Annotated in this window: 15 protein-coding genes; 3 read left to right on the top strand and 12 right to left on the bottom strand. The window is 61.3% G+C overall.

Features of this window, described 5'->3' with window-relative positions; all coding sequences use genetic code 11:
• Positions 1-259: 259 nt before the first annotated feature.
• The 7 genes from HU739_RS06395 to HU739_RS06365 form a co-directional block, all read right to left on the bottom strand.
• Positions 260-958, bottom strand: coding sequence for a tRNA (adenine(22)-N(1))-methyltransferase (locus tag HU739_RS06395; RefSeq protein ID WP_302467756.1), 699 nt, complete (start codon positions 956-958; stop codon positions 260-262).
• Positions 959-1,084: 126 nt separating this feature from the next.
• On the bottom strand, positions 1,085-2,134 hold the full coding sequence (locus HU739_RS06390; protein ID WP_186547893.1) for an NAD(P)-dependent alcohol dehydrogenase: 1,050 nt from the start codon (positions 2,132-2,134) through the stop codon (positions 1,085-1,087).
• A gap of 105 nt (positions 2,135-2,239) precedes the next feature.
• Positions 2,240-3,505 carry an NAD(P)/FAD-dependent oxidoreductase gene (locus HU739_RS06385; RefSeq protein WP_186547891.1) on the bottom strand — a complete coding sequence of 422 codons (1,266 nt, stop codon included), beginning with the start codon at positions 3,503-3,505 and terminating at the stop codon, positions 2,240-2,242.
• Positions 3,495-5,087 carry an aldehyde dehydrogenase (NADP(+)) gene (locus HU739_RS06380; RefSeq protein WP_186547889.1) on the bottom strand — a complete coding sequence of 531 codons (1,593 nt, stop codon included), beginning with the start codon at positions 5,085-5,087 and terminating at the stop codon, positions 3,495-3,497. Before HU739_RS06380 ends, HU739_RS06385 begins: the two co-directional genes overlap by 11 nt.
• Before the next feature lie 62 nt (positions 5,088-5,149).
• Positions 5,150-6,097 (bottom strand): dihydrodipicolinate synthase family protein, encoded by a 948-nt coding sequence (locus tag HU739_RS06375; RefSeq protein WP_186547887.1) that lies wholly within the window; start codon positions 6,095-6,097, stop codon positions 5,150-5,152.
• Between the two features lie 54 nt (positions 6,098-6,151).
• Positions 6,152-7,078 (bottom strand): 4-hydroxyproline epimerase, encoded by a 927-nt coding sequence (locus HU739_RS06370; protein WP_186547885.1) that lies wholly within the window; start codon positions 7,076-7,078, stop codon positions 6,152-6,154.
• A gap of 22 nt (positions 7,079-7,100) precedes the next feature.
• Positions 7,101-8,723 (bottom strand): APC family permease, encoded by a 1,623-nt coding sequence (locus HU739_RS06365; protein WP_186547883.1) that lies wholly within the window; start codon positions 8,721-8,723, stop codon positions 7,101-7,103.
• Positions 8,724-8,943: 220 nt separating this feature from the next.
• Here HU739_RS06365 and HU739_RS06360 point away from each other — a divergent pair, with 220 nt between their 5' ends.
• Positions 8,944-9,714: an AraC family transcriptional regulator gene (locus HU739_RS06360; RefSeq protein ID WP_186547881.1), complete on the top strand. Its 771-nt coding sequence runs from the start codon at positions 8,944-8,946 to the stop codon at positions 9,712-9,714.
• Here HU739_RS06360 and HU739_RS06355 read toward each other — a convergent pair.
• A complete protein-coding gene (locus tag HU739_RS06355; protein ID WP_186547879.1) occupies positions 9,711-10,307 on the bottom strand; it encodes a LysE family translocator in 597 nt (198 codons plus the stop codon). The genes HU739_RS06360 and HU739_RS06355 overlap by 4 nt on opposite strands.
• A 54-nt stretch (positions 10,308-10,361) precedes the next feature.
• A complete protein-coding gene (locus HU739_RS06350; protein WP_186547877.1) occupies positions 10,362-11,198 on the bottom strand; it encodes an AraC family transcriptional regulator in 837 nt (278 codons plus the stop codon).
• 1,029 nt (positions 11,199-12,227) lie between these two features.
• On the opposite strand from HU739_RS06350, the gene HU739_RS06345 reads away from it, so the two are divergent.
• Positions 12,228-12,524, top strand: coding sequence for a hypothetical protein (locus tag HU739_RS06345; RefSeq protein WP_186547875.1), 297 nt, complete (start codon positions 12,228-12,230; stop codon positions 12,522-12,524).
• Positions 12,525-12,603: 79 nt separating this feature from the next.
• On the opposite strand, the gene HU739_RS06340 is transcribed toward HU739_RS06345, so the two are convergent.
• From HU739_RS06340 to HU739_RS06330, 3 genes are read right to left on the bottom strand one after another with little or no spacing between them, the layout of a single operon-like run.
• The gene (locus HU739_RS06340; RefSeq protein ID WP_186547873.1) at positions 12,604-13,842 is read right to left on the bottom strand and encodes a nucleoside permease; all 1,239 of its coding nucleotides are present in this window, start codon (positions 13,840-13,842) and stop codon (positions 12,604-12,606) included.
• A 42-nt stretch (positions 13,843-13,884) separates the two neighbouring features.
• Entirely contained in the window at positions 13,885-14,967 is a 1,083-nt protein-coding gene (locus tag HU739_RS06335) for a sugar phosphate isomerase/epimerase family protein (RefSeq protein WP_186547872.1), read from the bottom strand.
• Positions 14,954-16,147 (bottom strand): Gfo/Idh/MocA family protein, encoded by a 1,194-nt coding sequence (locus tag HU739_RS06330; RefSeq protein WP_186547870.1) that lies wholly within the window; start codon positions 16,145-16,147, stop codon positions 14,954-14,956. Before HU739_RS06330 ends, HU739_RS06335 begins: the two co-directional genes overlap by 14 nt.
• 179 nt (positions 16,148-16,326) lie before the next feature.
• On the opposite strand from HU739_RS06330, the gene HU739_RS06325 reads away from it, so the two are divergent.
• Positions 16,327-17,337, top strand: a complete 1,011-nt coding sequence (locus tag HU739_RS06325; RefSeq protein ID WP_186547868.1) for a LacI family DNA-binding transcriptional regulator — start codon at positions 16,327-16,329, stop codon at positions 17,335-17,337.
• Positions 17,338-17,348 lie beyond the last annotated feature (11 nt).

Genomic DNA, 17,348 nt, shown 5'->3' with positions numbered 1-17,348 from the left:
GTCAATGGGTCGCCGCTGGTGCGAGAATTGAAAGAGATGTCCCCGGCCGCGCCGTACATCGGTTTTTTGTTTTTCCGGATGGCTAAACACGGTCACCTGTAGGAGTGAGCCTGCTCGCGATAGCTCTGGACCAGCCAATGAAGATGTTGCGCGTGCTGACGCCATCGCGAGCAGGCTCGCTCCCACAGGAAATTGCGTTTCTCCTGACGAAACACGGTCAACTGTGGGAGCGAGCCTGCTCGCGAAGACGTCGGCACGGTCACCCGAGCAACTCGCTGATCCATTGCACCTCTTGGCTGATCGCCTGCACTTTCGCCTGCGGCAATGCCTGTTGCGCGTGGGTAAATTGGCTCAAGGTCTTTTGTCGCTGAAGCAGCCTGCGTCGCCATTTTTGCAGAAACGCCGGGCTGCGCTCCTGCAGTTGTACAGGGCCGAAGTACAGTTCTTCGGCGCTGTACGTCAGCGGCTCGGCAGCACGCTCGGCAACAATGATTTCATAGTCGAAGCGGTCCTCATGCAGCACCTCTTCACATACGATTCGGTAGCCGTTATCCATCAGCCACTGACGCAGTGGTTGCTCGCCGCCGTTAGGTTGCAGAATCAGCCGTTCGTGGCCGCTGAGTCGGGCTTTGCCGCTGTTGAAAATGTCGCGGATGGTCTCGCCACCCATGCCGCAGAGGGTGATGGCGCTGATGGCGTCTTCAGGTCTGATCGCCGCCAGGCCATCGGCCAGGCGCACGCTGATGTGGCTGCGCAGATCGTTGTCGTTCACGTTGCGTTGCGCCGCTTGGAAGGGCGTCGGAGCGACCTCGCCAGCCACTGCCGCGGCAATCATCCCGCGGCGCATCAGGACCACCGGCAGGTAAGCGTGGTCCGAGCCGATATCGGCCAGCCGCGCGCCAAGCGGCACGTGGGCGGCGACGCGTTCAAGGCGCATGGACAATGTCTGTTGGTTCAACGGCAACCCCTTCACCGGCGGCGGAAAAAGGGGTGCGACTCTGGCGAGCAACGCCGGCGCTGTCAAATCGCGCCGATGGAATCGCTTGCCCATCGGCAGTACGGCGCTGCCGATGGGCGTTTGCGTTTAGCCCGCGAGCGTTGCGTTGTCGATGACGAAGCGGTATTTCACATCACCCTTGAGCATGCGCTCGTAGGACTCGTTGATTTGATCGGCGCGGATCAGCTCGATGTCGGAAACGATCCCGTGCTCGGCACAGAAATCGAGCATCTCCTGGGTCTCGGGAATGCCGCCAATCATCGAGCCGGCGATGGTGCGGCGCTTCATGATCAGGTTGAACACGTTCGGCGACGGGTGCGGCGAGGCGGGCGCACCGACCAGCGTCAGCGCGCCATCGCGCTTGAGCAGGACGAGGAAGGCGTCGAGATCGTGCGGTGCTGCAACCGTGTTGAGGATCATGTCGAAGCTCTTGGTGTGTGCCGCCATTTCCTCGGCATTGCGCGACACCACGATTTCGTCCGCCCCCAGCGCCTTGGCCGCTTCACGCTTGGACTCGGAGGTGGTGAACGCAACGACATGGGCGCCCATGGCGTGGGCCAGTTTGATGCCCATGTGGCCCAATCCACCGATGCCGACCACACCGACTTTCTTGCCGGGGCCGGCGTTCCACTGGCGCAGTGGCGAATAGGTGGTGATGCCTGCGCAGAGCAGCGGCGCGACGGCGGCCAGTTGCGCCTCGGGATGGCGGATGCGCAGGACATAACGCTCGTGCACGACGATGTTTTGCGAATAGCCGCCGAGCGTCCAGCCCGGTGCGTCCGGGGTCGGGAAGTTGTAGGTGCCGATCATGCCGTCGCAGTAATTTTCCAGCCCGGATTCGCAATCGTCACAGTGTTTGCAGCTATCGACGATGCAGCCGACACCGACCAGATCGCCAACCTTGTAGTCCTTGACGTGCGTGCCGACGGCTGAGACGCGACCGACGATTTCATGACCGGGAACGCAAGGAAACTGCGTGCCGGCCCATTCAGCGCGCACCTGATGCAAGTCCGAATGGCAGATGCCGCAAAAGGCAATGTCGATCTGCACATCGTGGGCGGCCGGTGCGCGGCGGTTGATCTGCATCGGCTCAAGGGGTTTGTCGCCAGCGTGGGCGCCGTAGGCTTGTACGAGCATCGGAGCATCCTCCATGGGTTTGTCGGATGTTAATTGTGGCCCTTATGTTCGAACGCGCCATTGTGCATTTCTGTGGAATGTTTGCCTGATTCTGTGAAACCGCTGTCAGAATCGATCCAGCGCGTAAGGCGCGATATCGGGCAAGTCGATGAGCTGGCTGGGCAGCGTCGGCGAAACCAGCCGCGCCACCATCTGCGCCGTCACCGCCGCCTGCGTCAGCCCCAGGTGCTGATGCCCAAACGCAAGCAACACTTTGCCATTGCAGACCTGGTCGATGACCGGAAGCGAATCCGGCAGCGACGGGCGAAAGCCCATCCACGGGGTAGCGCCATCTGCGTTCAGGTCGTTGTGAAACAAGCCTTGACTCAAGCGCTGCAACTGCCAGGCACGCGCCATGTTTGCGGGCCGTTCAAGCCCGGCGAACTCGACCGTGCCCGCGAGGCGCAGGCCTTCGCTCATCGGTGTCATGATGAACTTGCGTTCCAGCGAGGTGACGGGGAAGGGCAGCCGGTGATGTTCCTGGGGCAACATCAGGTGATAGCCGCGCTCGGTGTCCAGCGGCACGTTCTTGCCTGTTAATGCGGCGGTGAGTTTCGCCGAATGAGCGCCACAAGCGATCAACACGCGGCGCGCCTTCAACTCTCCGGATCCGGTAAGCAACGCCACACCGTGCTCCTGCACATGACCGCCCTGAACCTGCTGCTGAACGAATCCCACGCCACAGGCCCTGGCCGCTTCGACCAGTGCGACGACGACTTGGTATGGATCGAGGAAATGCCCGGTGCGCGGGAAAAACAAGCCGCCTTGAAGCCGCTCGCTGAGCTGCGGCGCGGTTTCGCGTATCGCCTCGGCCCGCCAGTAATCGATCGGTACCTGCTGCTGACGCAAACGTGTCTGAAGCGCTTCAATGGCCTGGCGCGACTCGGCACGTTCGAAGACCAGCAACGAGCCGTCGACCTTGAGCAGATCGGGACGCTGAATATCAGCAAGCAACTGCTGCCACGCGTCGAGGCTGCTTTCGTTGAGCGCACGCAAGCCTGCGACGGTTTTCCGGAAAGGCTCAGGACGCAGGTTCAGGAGCAACCGCGTGAACCACGGCAGCGCGCGCGGCAGGTATTTCCAGTCCAGGCGCAGCGGCCCCATCGGGTCCATGAGCATGGCCGGCAAGCGTTTGAGGATTGACACGTCGGCAATCGGAAACACCTGTTCGGTCGCCAGATGTCCGGCATTGCCGAAAGAGGCGCCATGGCCGGGCGCCTGCTGATCGATGACCACCACGCGCAGGCCCTGCTGCGCGAGACGCAGTGCGCAAGCCACGCCGATGATCCCGGCACCGACCACAGCGATGTCGTGCGAAGGGTTATTCGCCATGGCTTGCGTCTTCCCGTTGGCCGTCGAGCAAGCGATGCAGGTGCAGCGGATTGGTTTTTTGCAGCGCCGTGGGCAACAACTTGTCGGGGAAATCCTGATAGCACACCGGCCGCAGGAATCGCTGGATCGCGGCAGTGCCGACCGAAGTGGTCCGCGCGTCGGATGTCGCCGGATAAGGCCCGCCGTGAACCATGGCATCGCACACTTCGACACCGGTTGGCCAGCCGTTGACCAGCAGGCGCCCGGCCTTGCGTTCCAGGCTCGGCAGCAATGTGCGGGCCAGAGCAAGGTCAGCGTCATCCACGTGCAAAGTCGCGGTCAGTTGACCTTCCAAGTGTTCGCAGACCTGACGGATTTCTTCGTTATTGCTGCATTGCACCACCAGCGAGGCGGCGCCGAAGGTTTCGGCGTGCAGGCGATGATCGGCGAGAAAATCGACGGCGTCGGTGATGAAGACATGCGCCTGACACCGATTCGGGCCGGCGCCGGATTGACCCGCGGCGACCGTGCGTGCGCGGGGATTGTCCTGCAACGCCGTCACGCCCGCTGCATAGGCGCTGAAAATGCCCGGCGTCAGCATGGTTTGCGCCGTGCTGTGGGGAATCAGTTCGGTCACCGCACGGAGAAACGCATCCAGCGCCGGACCTTTTTGGGCGACTAGCAACCCTGGATTGGTACAGAACTGCCCGGCGCCCAGGGTCAGCGATGCGACAAACCCTTCGGCCAGCGCCTGCGCGCGATTGTGCAAGGCTGCCGGAAACAGCAGCACCGGGTTGATCGAACTCATTTCCGCGTACACCGGAATCGGCTCCAGCCGCGCTTGCGCCGCTTGCATCAAGGCCAGTCCGCCGGTGCGTGAGCCGGTGAAGCCTGCGGCTTTGATGCGCCAGTCGCTGACCAGCGCAATGCCCACCTGGTAACCGGAATCGAACAGCAACGAAAATACGCCCTCGGGCAACGCGCAGTCCTTGATCGCTCGGGCGACCGCGCGGCCCACCAGTTCGCTGGTACCGGGGTGCGCGCTGTGGGCCTTGACGATCACCGGGCAACCGGCGGCCAGTGCCGAGGCGGTATCACCGCCGGCCACGGAAAAGGCCAGCGGAAAGTTGCTCGCGCCAAACACCGCCACTGGCCCCAGTGCAATCTGCCGTTGACGCAGGTCCGAGCGCGGCAGCGGTTGGCGTTGTGGATGCGCGGTGTCGACGCGCACATCGAGCCACTCACCGGCGCGCACCGTTCGGGCGAACAGGCGCAGTTGCTGGCAAGTGCGGCCGCGCTCGCCCTGAAGACGTGCGTGCGGCAGACCGGTTTCGGCGTGGGCGCGCTCGATCAGTTCATCGCCAAGCTGCTCGATGTGCGAGGCAATGCATTCAAGAAATTCGGCACGGGCAGCAAGGCTGGTTTCGCGATAGGCGTCTTGCGCTGCCCAGGCCAGCGCGCAGGCCTGTTCAACCTGCTCGGTCGACGCGCCGGCATAGGCCGGTTCCAGTGTCTGGTTGGTCGCCGGGTTGATCCCGTGGACGGATTGGCGTTCGCCCGCCACCGATTGTTGGCCGATCAGCAAATTGCCCGTCAAAGTCATGGTGTCTTCCTGTGAAAAGAGGGGGCCTGCCGCGAATCGTGATGCTCCACGGCAGGTCGCGGTCAGGCGAAGTTCTGCTCGGCCGACCAGTTTTCGTACCAGTGACGGAACAGCGAATACTGCTTCTCGGCGTAGCGCCGTTGCGAATCGCTCAACGTGTCGGTCTCGTTGAAGTGCAGGGCGTATTCCTTGTCCCCGTTGAGCACCATCAGGTGCTTGTAATACAGCACCAGATCACAACCTTCATCGAACGATGACAGCACCGCCAGCGCCGATTCCAGTTCCCGCGCCTGACGTCGTGCCTTGGCATCGCCTTGCGCCGCTTGCTTGCTCAGGGCCACCAGTTGCAGCACTTCCCGGGGCAGGGCGTTGCCGATGCCAGTGATGGCGCCGGTGGCGTTGCAGTTGACGAAACCGTGCACCACTTGGGTGTCGACGCCGACCATCAGCGTCACGTCGTCATCCTTGGAGGTGATGTTTTCTGCCGCGTAACGCAAATCCGCAGCACCGCCGAATTCCTTGAAGCCGATCAGGTTCGGGTACTCGCGGCGCAGTTCGAAAAACAGATCGGCGCGGGTGGCGAAGCCGTAGTAAGGGCTGTTGTAGATCACTGCCGGCAAGTTCGGCGCGGCTTGCAGAATGGCGGCAAAGTGAGCCTTTTGCGCCGTCGCCGAAGCCCCACGGGACAGCACACGCGGGATGACCATCAAGCCTTGCGCGCCGACTTTCGCTGCATGGGCTGCGTGAGACACCGCCTCACGGGTGTTCACCGCGCCCGTGCCGACGATGGTCGGCACGCCGGCGGCTACCAGCCGCGCCACGCCTTCCTGGCGCTCGGCCTCGGTGAGCAACGGCCAGTCGCCCATGGAGCCGCAATAAACCACGGCGCTCATGCCGATATCGATCAGCTCGCGACCCTTGGCCACCAGCGCATCAAAGTCGGGTTTACGCTGGGCCGTGCACGGGGTCATCAGGGCCGGCATGCAACCGGTGAAAATGTTGTCGCTCATGTTCTAACTCCTTGGCATTTGATTTTATTCGAGGTGAAAGATCGGCGCGGCGGCTCAGATGCCCCACGCGAACGGGTCGTTTTCGTCGATCAACAGGGTGCTGTCGGCGGTCATGTAGGCGCGGCCGGTGATGAACGGGCGGATGCGCTCGCCTTCCCATTCAAAGCGGCCTTCGAACTGGCTACCGGTGATGCTCGCCTGTACCCACGGCGCGCCGGGTTGCAGTTTGTCGTCGGCGGCCAGGCACGCGAGTTTGGCGCTGGTGCCGGTGCCGCACGGTGAGCGGTCGTAGGCTTTGCCGGGGCACATGACGAAGTTGCGGCTGTCGGCGCTGGCGTCGTCGGCGAACAGTTCGATGTGGTCGATGACCGCGCCGTCTTCGCCATGAATGCCCTGGTCTTCCAGCGCTTTGAGCATCGCCCAGGTGTATGCCGTCAGGTGTTCGACATTGTCCATGTGCAAGGTCTGGCCATGCTCGGAGACCAGGTAAAACCAGTTGCCGCCATAGGCGATATCTCCGACCACGCGGCCAAATCCCGGAACGTCCACCGGGACTTGTTTGCGATAACGCCAGGCGGGCACGTTGCCCAGAGTGACCGAGCCATCGTCGTGCAAGGTGGCGCTGACCTGGCCGACCGGTGTGTCGATCTTGTGCACCCCCGGCGCGATCCGTCCCAGATAGTGCAATGAATTGATCAGGCCGATGGTGCCGTGGCCGCACATGCCCAGATAGCCGGCGTTGTTGAAGAAAATCACCCCGCACGTGGCGTCCGGCGACACTGGCGCGCGATACAGCGCGCCGACCAACACGTCGTTGCCGCGCGGCTCCAGCAGACAGGCGCGGCGCCACTGATCGTGCTGGTTGCGCAGAACATCGCGCTGCTCGGCCATGCTGTTGCCGGGCAGCTCGGGGAAGCCGCTCATCACCAGGCGCGTCGGTTCGCCGCCGGTGTGGGAATCAATCACGTGTACTCGTTTCATGAACATGTCCCGTTGGGTGAATTCAGTAGGCGCCGGCAGGGCGTGCATTGACAGTGGCGGAGGGCATGGCGGCTTCGCTTTCGTCGTCCTCGTCCAGACGCAAGAGGTGCGCTGGCACACCGGTCGCCGCGCCCCAGTAATAAATCCCGGTGGCGCAAGCGGCGACGACGATCGTGTCGAACGGATGAGCGAGGATGCCCAGTCCGCCGAAGGTGCCGAGTTTCGACAGCACGATGGTCACGGCGTAGAAGGCGATCAGCCACGCCGACGAACGCACTTGACGCGCCAGACTCAGGTGAGCGGTCGGCACGAAACGGCCGCAGAGCAGATACAAGACAAACATCAGGATTTGCAGGCCAAGCAGCCACGACACGGTGTTCCAGCCCGACCAATAGACGATCAGCGCGGCGATGATGAACGACACCGGTCCGAGCACGCCCATGCCCTTGACCCGGAACGGGCGTGGCATGTCCGGCGCATTGCGACGCAGCGCGGCGACCGACACGGGCGCCACGGCGTAGCTCAGCACCAGTGCAGCCGAAACCACATTGATCAGCGCTTCCCACGACGGAAACGGCAGGGTCCAGAACACCGACAGGGCGAAGGTCAGCCACAGCGCTGGGCGCGGAATGCCGGACTTTTCGTCGATGCGGGTGAAGACTTTGAAAAACGTCCCGGTCTGTGCCCAGCCGTAGATCACGCGCGGCGTAGCGTTCATGTAAATGTTGCCGCAGCCGCTCGGCGAGATCACCGCGTCGGCAACCACCAGCCACGCCAGCCAGCCCACACCGAGCGCCAGGGCGATGTCGCGATAAGGCAGGGCGAATTCCTTGCTGATGCCGGCCCAGCCGTTGGCGAGCATTTCGGTGGGGATGCTGCCGAGAAACGCCATTTGCAGCAGCACGTAAATCAAGGTCGACAACAGCACCGAAAGAATCAGCGCGATGGGAATGGTGCGCTGCGGATTTTTCACCTCGCTGGCCACCGAGATGATCGGCGTCAGGCCCAGGTAGGCAAAGATAATCCCACCGGCCGAGACCGCCATCTCGACGCCTGACAGACCGAACGGGGCGAAGCCTTGCACCTGGAAGTTCTCGGGTTTGAAGAAGGTGAACAGCACACCGATCACCAGCAACGGCACGATGAACTTGAAAACGCTCACCAGGTTGTTGGCTTTGGCGAAGGTCTTCACGCTGCGATAGTTGAGAAAGAAAAACACACAGAGCAGGCCGAACTGCACCAGCCAGCCAAGGATCGTCGGATCGTTGCTGCCGGCCTTGGTCAGGTCGGGAAACCACGCCGCCGCGTATTGGCGCGAGGCAACCACCTCGATCGCCACCAGACTGGAAAAGGCAATCAGGGTGATGAACCCCATCAGATAACCGAGCAACGGCCCATGGGAATACACCGGGTAGCGCACCACACCGCCGGCACGGGGCAATGCCGCGCCCAATTCGCAATACACGATGCCCAGCAGCAACACGGCGAAACCGCCCAGCAGCCAGGAGAAAATCCCCGCTGGCCCGGCGATGGCGGACACATGGCTGGCCGCGAACAGCCAGCCGGAACCGAAGATCGCTCCCAGTCCGATAAATGTGAGGTCGATCAGTGAAAGCTGTTTTTTGAACTTGCCTTGGCCTGACATGGCATCGCCTTCTTGTGAGTTATTGGATAGGCAGTTGTGTCACCGGGACAGCCAGACTTTGAACCGATCGACATGACGCCGATTGATGTTTTGCGCAGCGATCGATGACGAAATCAGCACAATCGCCGCGACGAATGCGCGGCCTCGACAGCGCGCCGACGTTGCTGCAATCTGCTCGCGGACGCTTTTCCGGCGGTTCATCGCAAGGGGGATGGTTTAGATGCAGCCTGGATTCTCGATCCTGTGCCAAGGTGCTGACGGCCTGCGGCCGCAGACCCTCGAAGAGATGATCATCAGCGTCGCGCCGCTGTTGCCGATACTCGATGTGATCCCCAACGCGGCGATTTTCATCAAGGATTTGCAAGCGCGCTATGTGCTGGCCAACCGCACGCTGGTGCAGCGCTGTGGCCTGAAGGACTTGCGTCCGTTGCTCGGCAAGACCAGCGCACAAGTGTTCCCGGCGCAGTTGGGGCCGGGCTATACCGAGCAGGATCGCAAAGTGCTGGAGGAAGGTTTTGTGCTGGAGGATCAGCTCGAACTGCATTTGTACGGCAGTCGCGAACCGGGTTGGTGTTTGACCCACAAACGACCGATCTATAACCGTGATGGAGTGATCATCGGCTTGGCGGGGATTTCGGTGGATCTGCAATCAGCCACTGAAACCCATCCGGCGTTCGAGCGACTGGCCGCTGTCGATGCGCACATCCGCGCTCACTTCAACCGGCGCGTGACCCTCGGTGAACTGACACGGATCGCCGGTATTTCCGTGGCGCAACTGGAGCGCTACTGCAAGCGGGTATTCCACCTGACGCCACGGCAAATGATCCAGAAGGTTCGTCTGGAACACGCGCATCGATTGCTGCACAGCGACTTGCCGATTACGGACGTTGCGCTGCAATGCGGTTACACCGATCACAGCGCTTTCACCCGTCAGTTCAAGGCGTCGACCGGCTTTACGCCGCGCGAGTATCGCCACGCCACCGGGCATTAGACCAACACGGCCAGCCAAGCGGAGAGCAGCAGGAGAACGGCCAAAACCGCGTTCATGCGCTTGAACGCCTGCGCTGAGCTGAGCAACCGCGCGCTGCCCACACCGAGCAACGCCCAAAGCGTCATGCACGGCAACGACACCAGCAGAAACGCCAGCGACAACACCAGCAGCCGCAGCGTTTTGTCGCCGCCGCCGACAAACACACTGACCACCGCCACCGCCATCATCCACACCTTGGGGTTGACCAATTGCAGCATGGCCGCGCTGAACACGCTGAGGCCTTGTTCTTGCGCGGCAGAAGGGTCCAGTGATGGCGGCGTACTGCGAAAGATCTGCCACGCCAGCCAGCTCAGCCAGAGCACGCCGCCCCAGGCCATCGCTTGCTGCACCCGCGGAAAACGCAACAGGGTTTCGCCAGCGCCCAGCCCGACCACCAGCACGATCAACGCCGCCGCCGCGCAGGCGCCGAAAATGATCGGTAACGTGGCGATCAGTCCGCGCCGCGCGCTGTGGCTCAAAACCAGAATATTGGTCGGCCCCGGCGTGATCGAAGCGACGAAAGCAAACAGCAGAAAGGGCAGTAACGAGGCCATGGTGCAGATTCCTGAAAGTCAAAACAGGACACCATGATCGTTAGCGGGCGGGCGTCAGTCTGGAAGATTTGAGCAGCGTTTGCGGTAGTCCGCGGGGGTCAGTTGATAGGCGCGGCGGAACCAGCGGCCCAGATGACTCTGGTCGGCAAAACCGAGCACGCTGGCGACCTGCGCCGGCGTTTCGCCGCGCGCCAGCAACTGCCGAGCCTTGGCCAGGCGCAGCTGGATCAAGTAGGCATGGGGCGCCAGGCCGAAAGCGGCCTTGAACGCACGGGTCAGGCGAAAACGGTCCACGCTACAGACCCGGGCGAGGTCGTCGAGGCCGATGTCTTCATAAGTGTGCGCGTGCAGATAATCGCGCGCGACTTGCGCAACCAGTGGCAGGCGCGGGTCGAAGTCCTGACGCTTGCGCCAGTCGAGGTGGCGGGTAAGGGACGCCAGCAGGGCATCGATGGCGGTCTGGCGGACGATGCGCAAATCGCCTTCGTGCAACGCGTGGAAGGCTTGCACAATCGCCGTCGACAGGCGCGGGTCGTGGCTCAGCGTGTCGGCAAAACCCGGCTGGCTGTCGGCGGGCGCATTTTCAAACAGCGCGTGCAGTTCCCGCTCCAGCCAGTGTGGATCGAGGTACAGCATCGAGTAAGTAAAGCCGTCCTCGGTCGGCGCATGGCCATCGTGGATTTCACCCGGTTCAAGCAGGAACACGTGGCCCGGCGTGCTGCGGTGGCGCACACGCCGGCAATTGAATTGCTGCACACCTTGCTCGGTGACCCCGACGAGAAAACTGTCATGCCAGTGCGGATCGTAGGCATGCCCACGGAAATGCGCACGAATCGACTCGATCCCGGTATCGACATCCTGGGAGAGGGAGATCCAGTTGCGTTTATCCATCAGGGCACTCCAAGGGCGGTTGAGCAGAGGCGCTCTTAAAATACCGCTTGGGGGAGGTGGGTGTTTAGAAGATTTGTGCAGGTGAGGAGGGGGCAAGTCAGAGAAGGTGTCTTGGTCGGGCGGGACGAGAAAACGCAGACGAAAAAAAACCGCCTTCGCGGGGCGGTTTTTTAGTAAGCCTCGATTTGCGGTCGAAGCCATGTGCTTCACCAGCCACCCTAACCAGGATTGCCATGGTATGGAGTTTTACCGTTCCTTGCAACGGTTGAACAGACGTTCGAAACAAGCGCGCCTTCAGCCCTGCGAAGTATTTACATGTTTATGTTTGTTAAACGTAGTTTGGCAGAAATAACATTTAACAAAGGTGTGGCGGCGTTTGATGAATAATGGCGTTAGCGGCGCTTTTGCCCTGTAGTTTTCAGGTTAATATGCCCGCGCTCAACTGATAGAGCGGCGGGGAGGTTTGGCTGGGGGCTCAAAAGGTTTTACGCCCTTCGACGCGGATTCGCACCCGCGCCGGAATGATGTCTCGAAGGGATTTCAACCGGCCGCCTCACCAGCCACTCTAACCAGTCGGCTGAAGGCACGCAGGGTCCGGTAAGTTTGCTGGAGGTTTGGCCGCCAGCCCTGGAGGCCAAAACGTATGAAGCTTTTGCTGCGTACGCTGAGCCTTGTATGGAGATTGTTGAAAGCCCTGCGCTTTTACGAGTTCCTGCGAGACCACTTTGACGACCTGAAGTAGAGGTCGTTTTGGTGGGGGAGACCCGTTTCGGTTTCGACCGATTCGGGTCTTTTTTTGTTTGAAAAAAACTGTCATAAATAGGATTTGTAAGTTTTGTGATCTCGACGTTGTAAGGCGTTTCGCTTGGACACGTAAGCATTAGTGTAGGTCGATCAAAGTTGCTTCTAATGCACGCAGCAATCATTGATTGCGTCAATAACAACCATTAAGTCAATGAAGTTCTCATATCCCTGGCGCGGCGTAAGATCGGCTCCATACCCAACCACTGCAACCCGGAGCACATCATCATGAAACGCCAGACTATCCTCGGTATTGCTTTCTCGGTTTTTGCACTGAACGCTTTTGCCGCCACCGAAACCGACCCACTGTTCAGCGACGCTGTCGCCGCCACCGAAACCGACCGCCTGTTCAGCGATGCCGTCGCCGCCACTGAAACCGATCGTCTGTTCAGCGACGCCGTCGCTGCGACCGAAACCGACCCGCTGTTCAGCGATGCCGTCGCCTCTGACGGTTCCGACCATCTGCAAGGCAATCGGGTCGCCGAAGGCGGTGCTGATCGTCTGCTCGAACGTCGCACCGCTTGAGCGTAACAATGAGCGTTGATCGCGAATGCCGCCTCAAACATCGGCGGCATTCGATTTACTCGCGCATCACGATCCTCGTTTAAACCGCCGTCGGCAGCACAGCCTTGTCGCGATCGCGGCCCTTGAATGTCGCCCAAAAACACAGCAGCACCGCCACGGAAAAACCGGCGGGGAATAGCCAGATGCTTCTCCAGTCGTGACCCGCGCCTGACGTGAAGTGATCGGTAATCCGTCCCGCAATCCAGAAACCAATCAACATCCCCAAACCGTAAGTGGCCAAGGTAATCAAACCTTGTGCGGAGCTGCGGAAGCGTTCCGGCGCCTTGGCATCGGTGTAGATCTGCCCGGAAACGAAGAAGAAGTCATAGCAGACGCCGTGCAGCGCGATGCCAACCAGCAGCATAAATGCCTGATCGTCGTTGTTGCCGAAGGCGAACAGCACGTAACGCAACGCCCAGGCGGCCATACCGACCAACAGGGCGATCTTGATGCCGAATCGATGGATAAACAGCGGCAGCAGTAGCATGAACAGCACTTCCGAGACCTGACCGATGGCCATCTTCGCCGTCGGATTGGTCACGCCGATCTCGGCCAGAAACGGATTGGCATTCTGGTAATAAAACGCCAGCGGAATGCAGATCAGGATCGAGGCGAGGAAAAACACCAGGTAGCTGCGGTCCTTGAGCAAACCCAGCGCATCGACCCCCAGCATCTGCTTGAGGCTTGATGCACCTGCTGCGCTTTTCAGCGGTGCCGTGTTCGGCAGGCTGAAGCTATAAATCCCCAACAGCAACGAAGCGACGGCTGACATCAGAAACGTATTGCGCAAGCCACCCGTTGCGATGCTTTGCTGGGAATCCCAGGCAAACCCGAAGCTGATCACCACGCCGGCAACAATCCAGCCCACCGTGCCCCATACGCGGATGCGCGAAAATTCCAGCGCCGGGTCTTTGATCTGGCGGAACGCCACGGCGTTGACCAGCGCCAGTGTCGGCATGTAGACCATCATGTAGCTCAGTACGTACGGGTAGAAGGTACTAAAATCAGCCGCGCGATAAAGCTGATAAAGCAACACCGCACCGAGCAGATGCAGCACCGCCAAAATGCGTTCGGCATTGAAAAATCGGTCGGCAATCAGGCCGATGACAAACGGCGCCAGGATCGCACCCCATGATTGCGTGGCGAACGCCATGCCGATCTGCCCGCCGCTGGCGGCGAGCGTGGTCGCCAGAAACGTGCCGAGGGTGACGAACCAGCCACCCCAGATAAAGAACTGCAAAAACATCATCACGCTGAGTCGCGCATTCATTACGTTCATTTCAGATCACCGTATTGTTTTTATGTCGGTAACGCGGATGAATCAGTCGTCGGCCAGCCCGAGCAAGCGCCGGTTGGAAGCCGCATCAGCGCTGACCCCGGCGAAATCGTCGAAGGCCTTGGCGGTCTTGCGGATCATGTGCTGCTGAATAAACGCCGCGCCTTCGGCCGCACCTTGCGCGGCGTCTTTCAGGCAGCATTCCCACTCCAGCACTGCCCAGCCGTTGAAGTCGTATTGGCACAGTTTGCTGAAGATCGACTTGAAATCGATCTGGCCGTCGCCCAAAGAGCGGAAGCGTCCGGGACGGTCGACCCAGCCCTGATAACCCCCGTAAACGCCGGAGCGCGCGTCGGGGCGGAACTCGGCGTCCTTGACATGAAACATGCGAATGCGCGCGTGGTAGCGATCAATGAACCCCAGGTAATCCATCTGCTGAAGCAATAGATGGCTCGGGTCGTAAAGGATTGCGGCACGCGGGTGATGATTCACCGCGTCGAGAAACTGTTCAAAAGACGCACCGTCATGCAGGTCTTCACCGGGGTGGATTTCGTAGCACAGATCGACGCCGGCTTCTTCGAAGCAGTCGAGAATCGGCAGCCAGCGCTTGCCGAGCTCGGCGAAACCCTGCTCGACCAAACCCGCCGGACGTTGCGGCCACGGATAGACGTAGGGCCAGAGCAGGGCGCCGGAAAAGGTGGCGTGGGCGGTGAGTCCGAGACGCTGGCTGGCGCGCGCGGCGAGTTTCAGCTGTTCGATGGCCCATTCGGTGCGCTCACCCGGTTTGCCGCGCAGTGCGGGCGGGGCGAAGTCGTCGAACAGGCTGTCGAAGGCCGGGTGCACCGCCACCAGTTGCCCTTGCAGGTGCGTCGACAACTCACTGATGACCACACCTGCGCGGGCGCAGACGGCGATCAGCTCGTCGCAGTAATCCTGACTGTCAGCGGCGCGCTGCAGATCGATGAAGCGAGTGCCGAGGGTCGGTAATTGAATGGCCTTGTAGCCTTGCGAAGCCGCCCACTCGGCAATGTTGCCGAGCGTGTCGAAGGGCGCCTCGTCAGCGATGAACTGCGCGAGGAAAATCCCCGGTCCTTTCATTCCTGTAGCGTTTTGCTTAACCGTGTTCATGGTTCGCAACTCCTGTCAGTTGGCCCGGGATCTCGCTCCACTTTTCGTTGCCGAGGTGATTGGCGATGGCGGTTTCGATGAAGGCCATGCCGCGCAGGCCGGTCTCGATTCCCGGGACGCCCGGCGCCTGATGGTCTTCGGTGCCACCAAGAATCGCCTCGGCGAGGTCGCCGTACAGGTTGGCCATGGCCTCGAGGTAGCCTTCAGGATGCCCGGCGGGCAGGCGCATGCGCCGGCTTGCATCAGCACACAGCCATGGCTGGCCGACGCCCGAACGCAGAATGCGCATCGGCTCGTTCAACGGACGGTGAATCAAACTCGCCGGCTGTTCCTGACGCCATTCCAGCCCGCCCTTATCGCCATAGACGCGAATCTTCAGCGGGTTTTCTTCGCCCGCGCACACCTGACTGGCGAGCAAGACGCCGCTCGCGCCCTCGGTCATTTTGAACAGCATTGCCACATCGTCGTCCAGTTGCCGGCCCGCGACATGCGAGCCGAGCATCGCGCTGATGAACTGAATCGACTGCCCGGCAACGAATTCCGCCAGAGAAAACGCATGGGTGCCGATGTCGCCGATGCAGCCGCCGATCCCGGATTGCGCCGGGTCGTCGCGCCAGCCGGCCTGCTTGTTGCCTTGCCCGGCGACGTCGGTGCTGAGCCAGCCCTGTGGGTATTCGACGAAGACTTTGCGCACGCGACCGATGACACCACTGGCGACCATCTCTCGTGCCTGCCAGACCATCGCATAGCCGAGATAGGTGTGTGCCAGCGCGTAGACTCGCTTGCTGCTGGCGACCACTGAATGCAGCCCTTGCACTTGCGCCAGATTCAGCGCGGCGGGCTTCTCGCTGAATACATGGAAACCGTCGCTCAATGCCTGGCTGGCAATCGGTGCGTGGAGATGATTGGGCGTGACGACGACCAGCAGCTGCATGCGTTGCTCAGCCGGAAGCGCAGCCTCGCGGGTGAGCAGGGCCCTCCAGTCGTCATAGCAGCGGTCGGCGGCCAGGCCCAGCGTGGCACCTGTGCGCTGATTATTCTGCCGGTCGCGGCTGAAGGCACCGCAGACCAGTTCAAAGCGTCCATCGAGGCCGGCGGCCTGACGGTGGGCGCGGGCGATGAATGAACCTTCACCGCCTCCGACAAACCCCATTCTTATTTTTTTCGCGGCACTGTGCATGGCGGTCGTCTCGTTCGCTGGATCTGAGTTTGATGGGTGATGTAACCGGTTACATCGTGGTCGAAATCTAGGCTCGAAATGGTCGGGTGTCAAATCGCGCTCAATCAGCAACTGCGTTTCGGTCAGGCGTCGCGTGCGGTAAGCTCCGCGCCTGATCGGCGTGAAACAACGAGGTGATTTTGTCCAATATTCGCGAAGTGGCTCGACTGGCTGGCGTTTCGGTAGCGACCGTGTCGAGGACATTGAAATCGCCCGAGCGCGTATTGGCGCCCACCCGTGAACGCGTTTTGGCTGCGGTGGAGCAGGCGGGTTATCGGCCGAACCTGATGGCGGTGCAGTTTCGCTCACGGCGCACCGGCAACCTGGTGATTCTGGTGCCGACCATCGCCAACACCTTTTTCGCCCGGGTGATCAGCGGCGCGCAGCAAGCGGCCCAGGCCGCCGGTTATCGATTGCTGCTCTGCGATACTCAGGGTCGCGAAGCGCTGGAACGACAATTTGCAGAGCTGGTGTATGCCTATCAGGCTGACGGCGTGATCCAGTTGCGCGCTTTTGATCCATTCGAAAACGTCGCAGCCGACGCCGATCTGCCACCCATCGTCAACGCCTGCGAAGTCATCCACGGCGGACGTCATCCAACGATCAGCCTGGACAACTTCGCCGCCGCCAAAGCCATGACCGAACACCTGCTTGCCCTTGGGCACCGGCGTATCGGCTTGATCAAGGGCTCGAAAAACAGTCCGCTGACTCGCGATCGACTGGCAGGGTACGCGGCGGCGCTGGCCGAAGCCGCTATCGCTTTCGACGAAACGCTGGTCTGCCATGGCAATTTCAGCCTCGACGCCGGATTTGCCGGGGCCGCGAAGATGCTCGCACTGGCCGATCGGCCCAGTGCGCTGTTTTGTGAAAACGACGAAATGGCCATCGGTGCACTGAAGCGCATCCGTCAGGCGGGGCTGCGCGTTCCTGAGGACATGTCGCTGGTCGGCTTCGATGACATTCCGATGGCGGCATACTGCGATCCGCCGTTGACCACCATTTCGCAACCGGCCGAGGCCTTCGGCGAGAAAGCCGTCGAGATGTTGATTGCGCTGATCGAGAAGCAAGCACTGGTGACGCGGCATGTGGTCTTGCCGTTTACCCTGACCCCGCGCAGCAGCACGGCGCCATTCGGCGGGGCGGCTCGGTAGCGGGGCAGCGA

The sequence above is a fragment of the Pseudomonas hamedanensis genome, from assembly GCF_014268595.2.
GTDB classification, from domain to species: Bacteria; Pseudomonadota; Gammaproteobacteria; order Pseudomonadales; family Pseudomonadaceae; genus Aquipseudomonas; species Aquipseudomonas hamedanensis.
The sequence above is the reverse complement of the archived record's forward strand: the minus strand, read 5'-3'. Positions and strand labels throughout refer to the sequence as shown.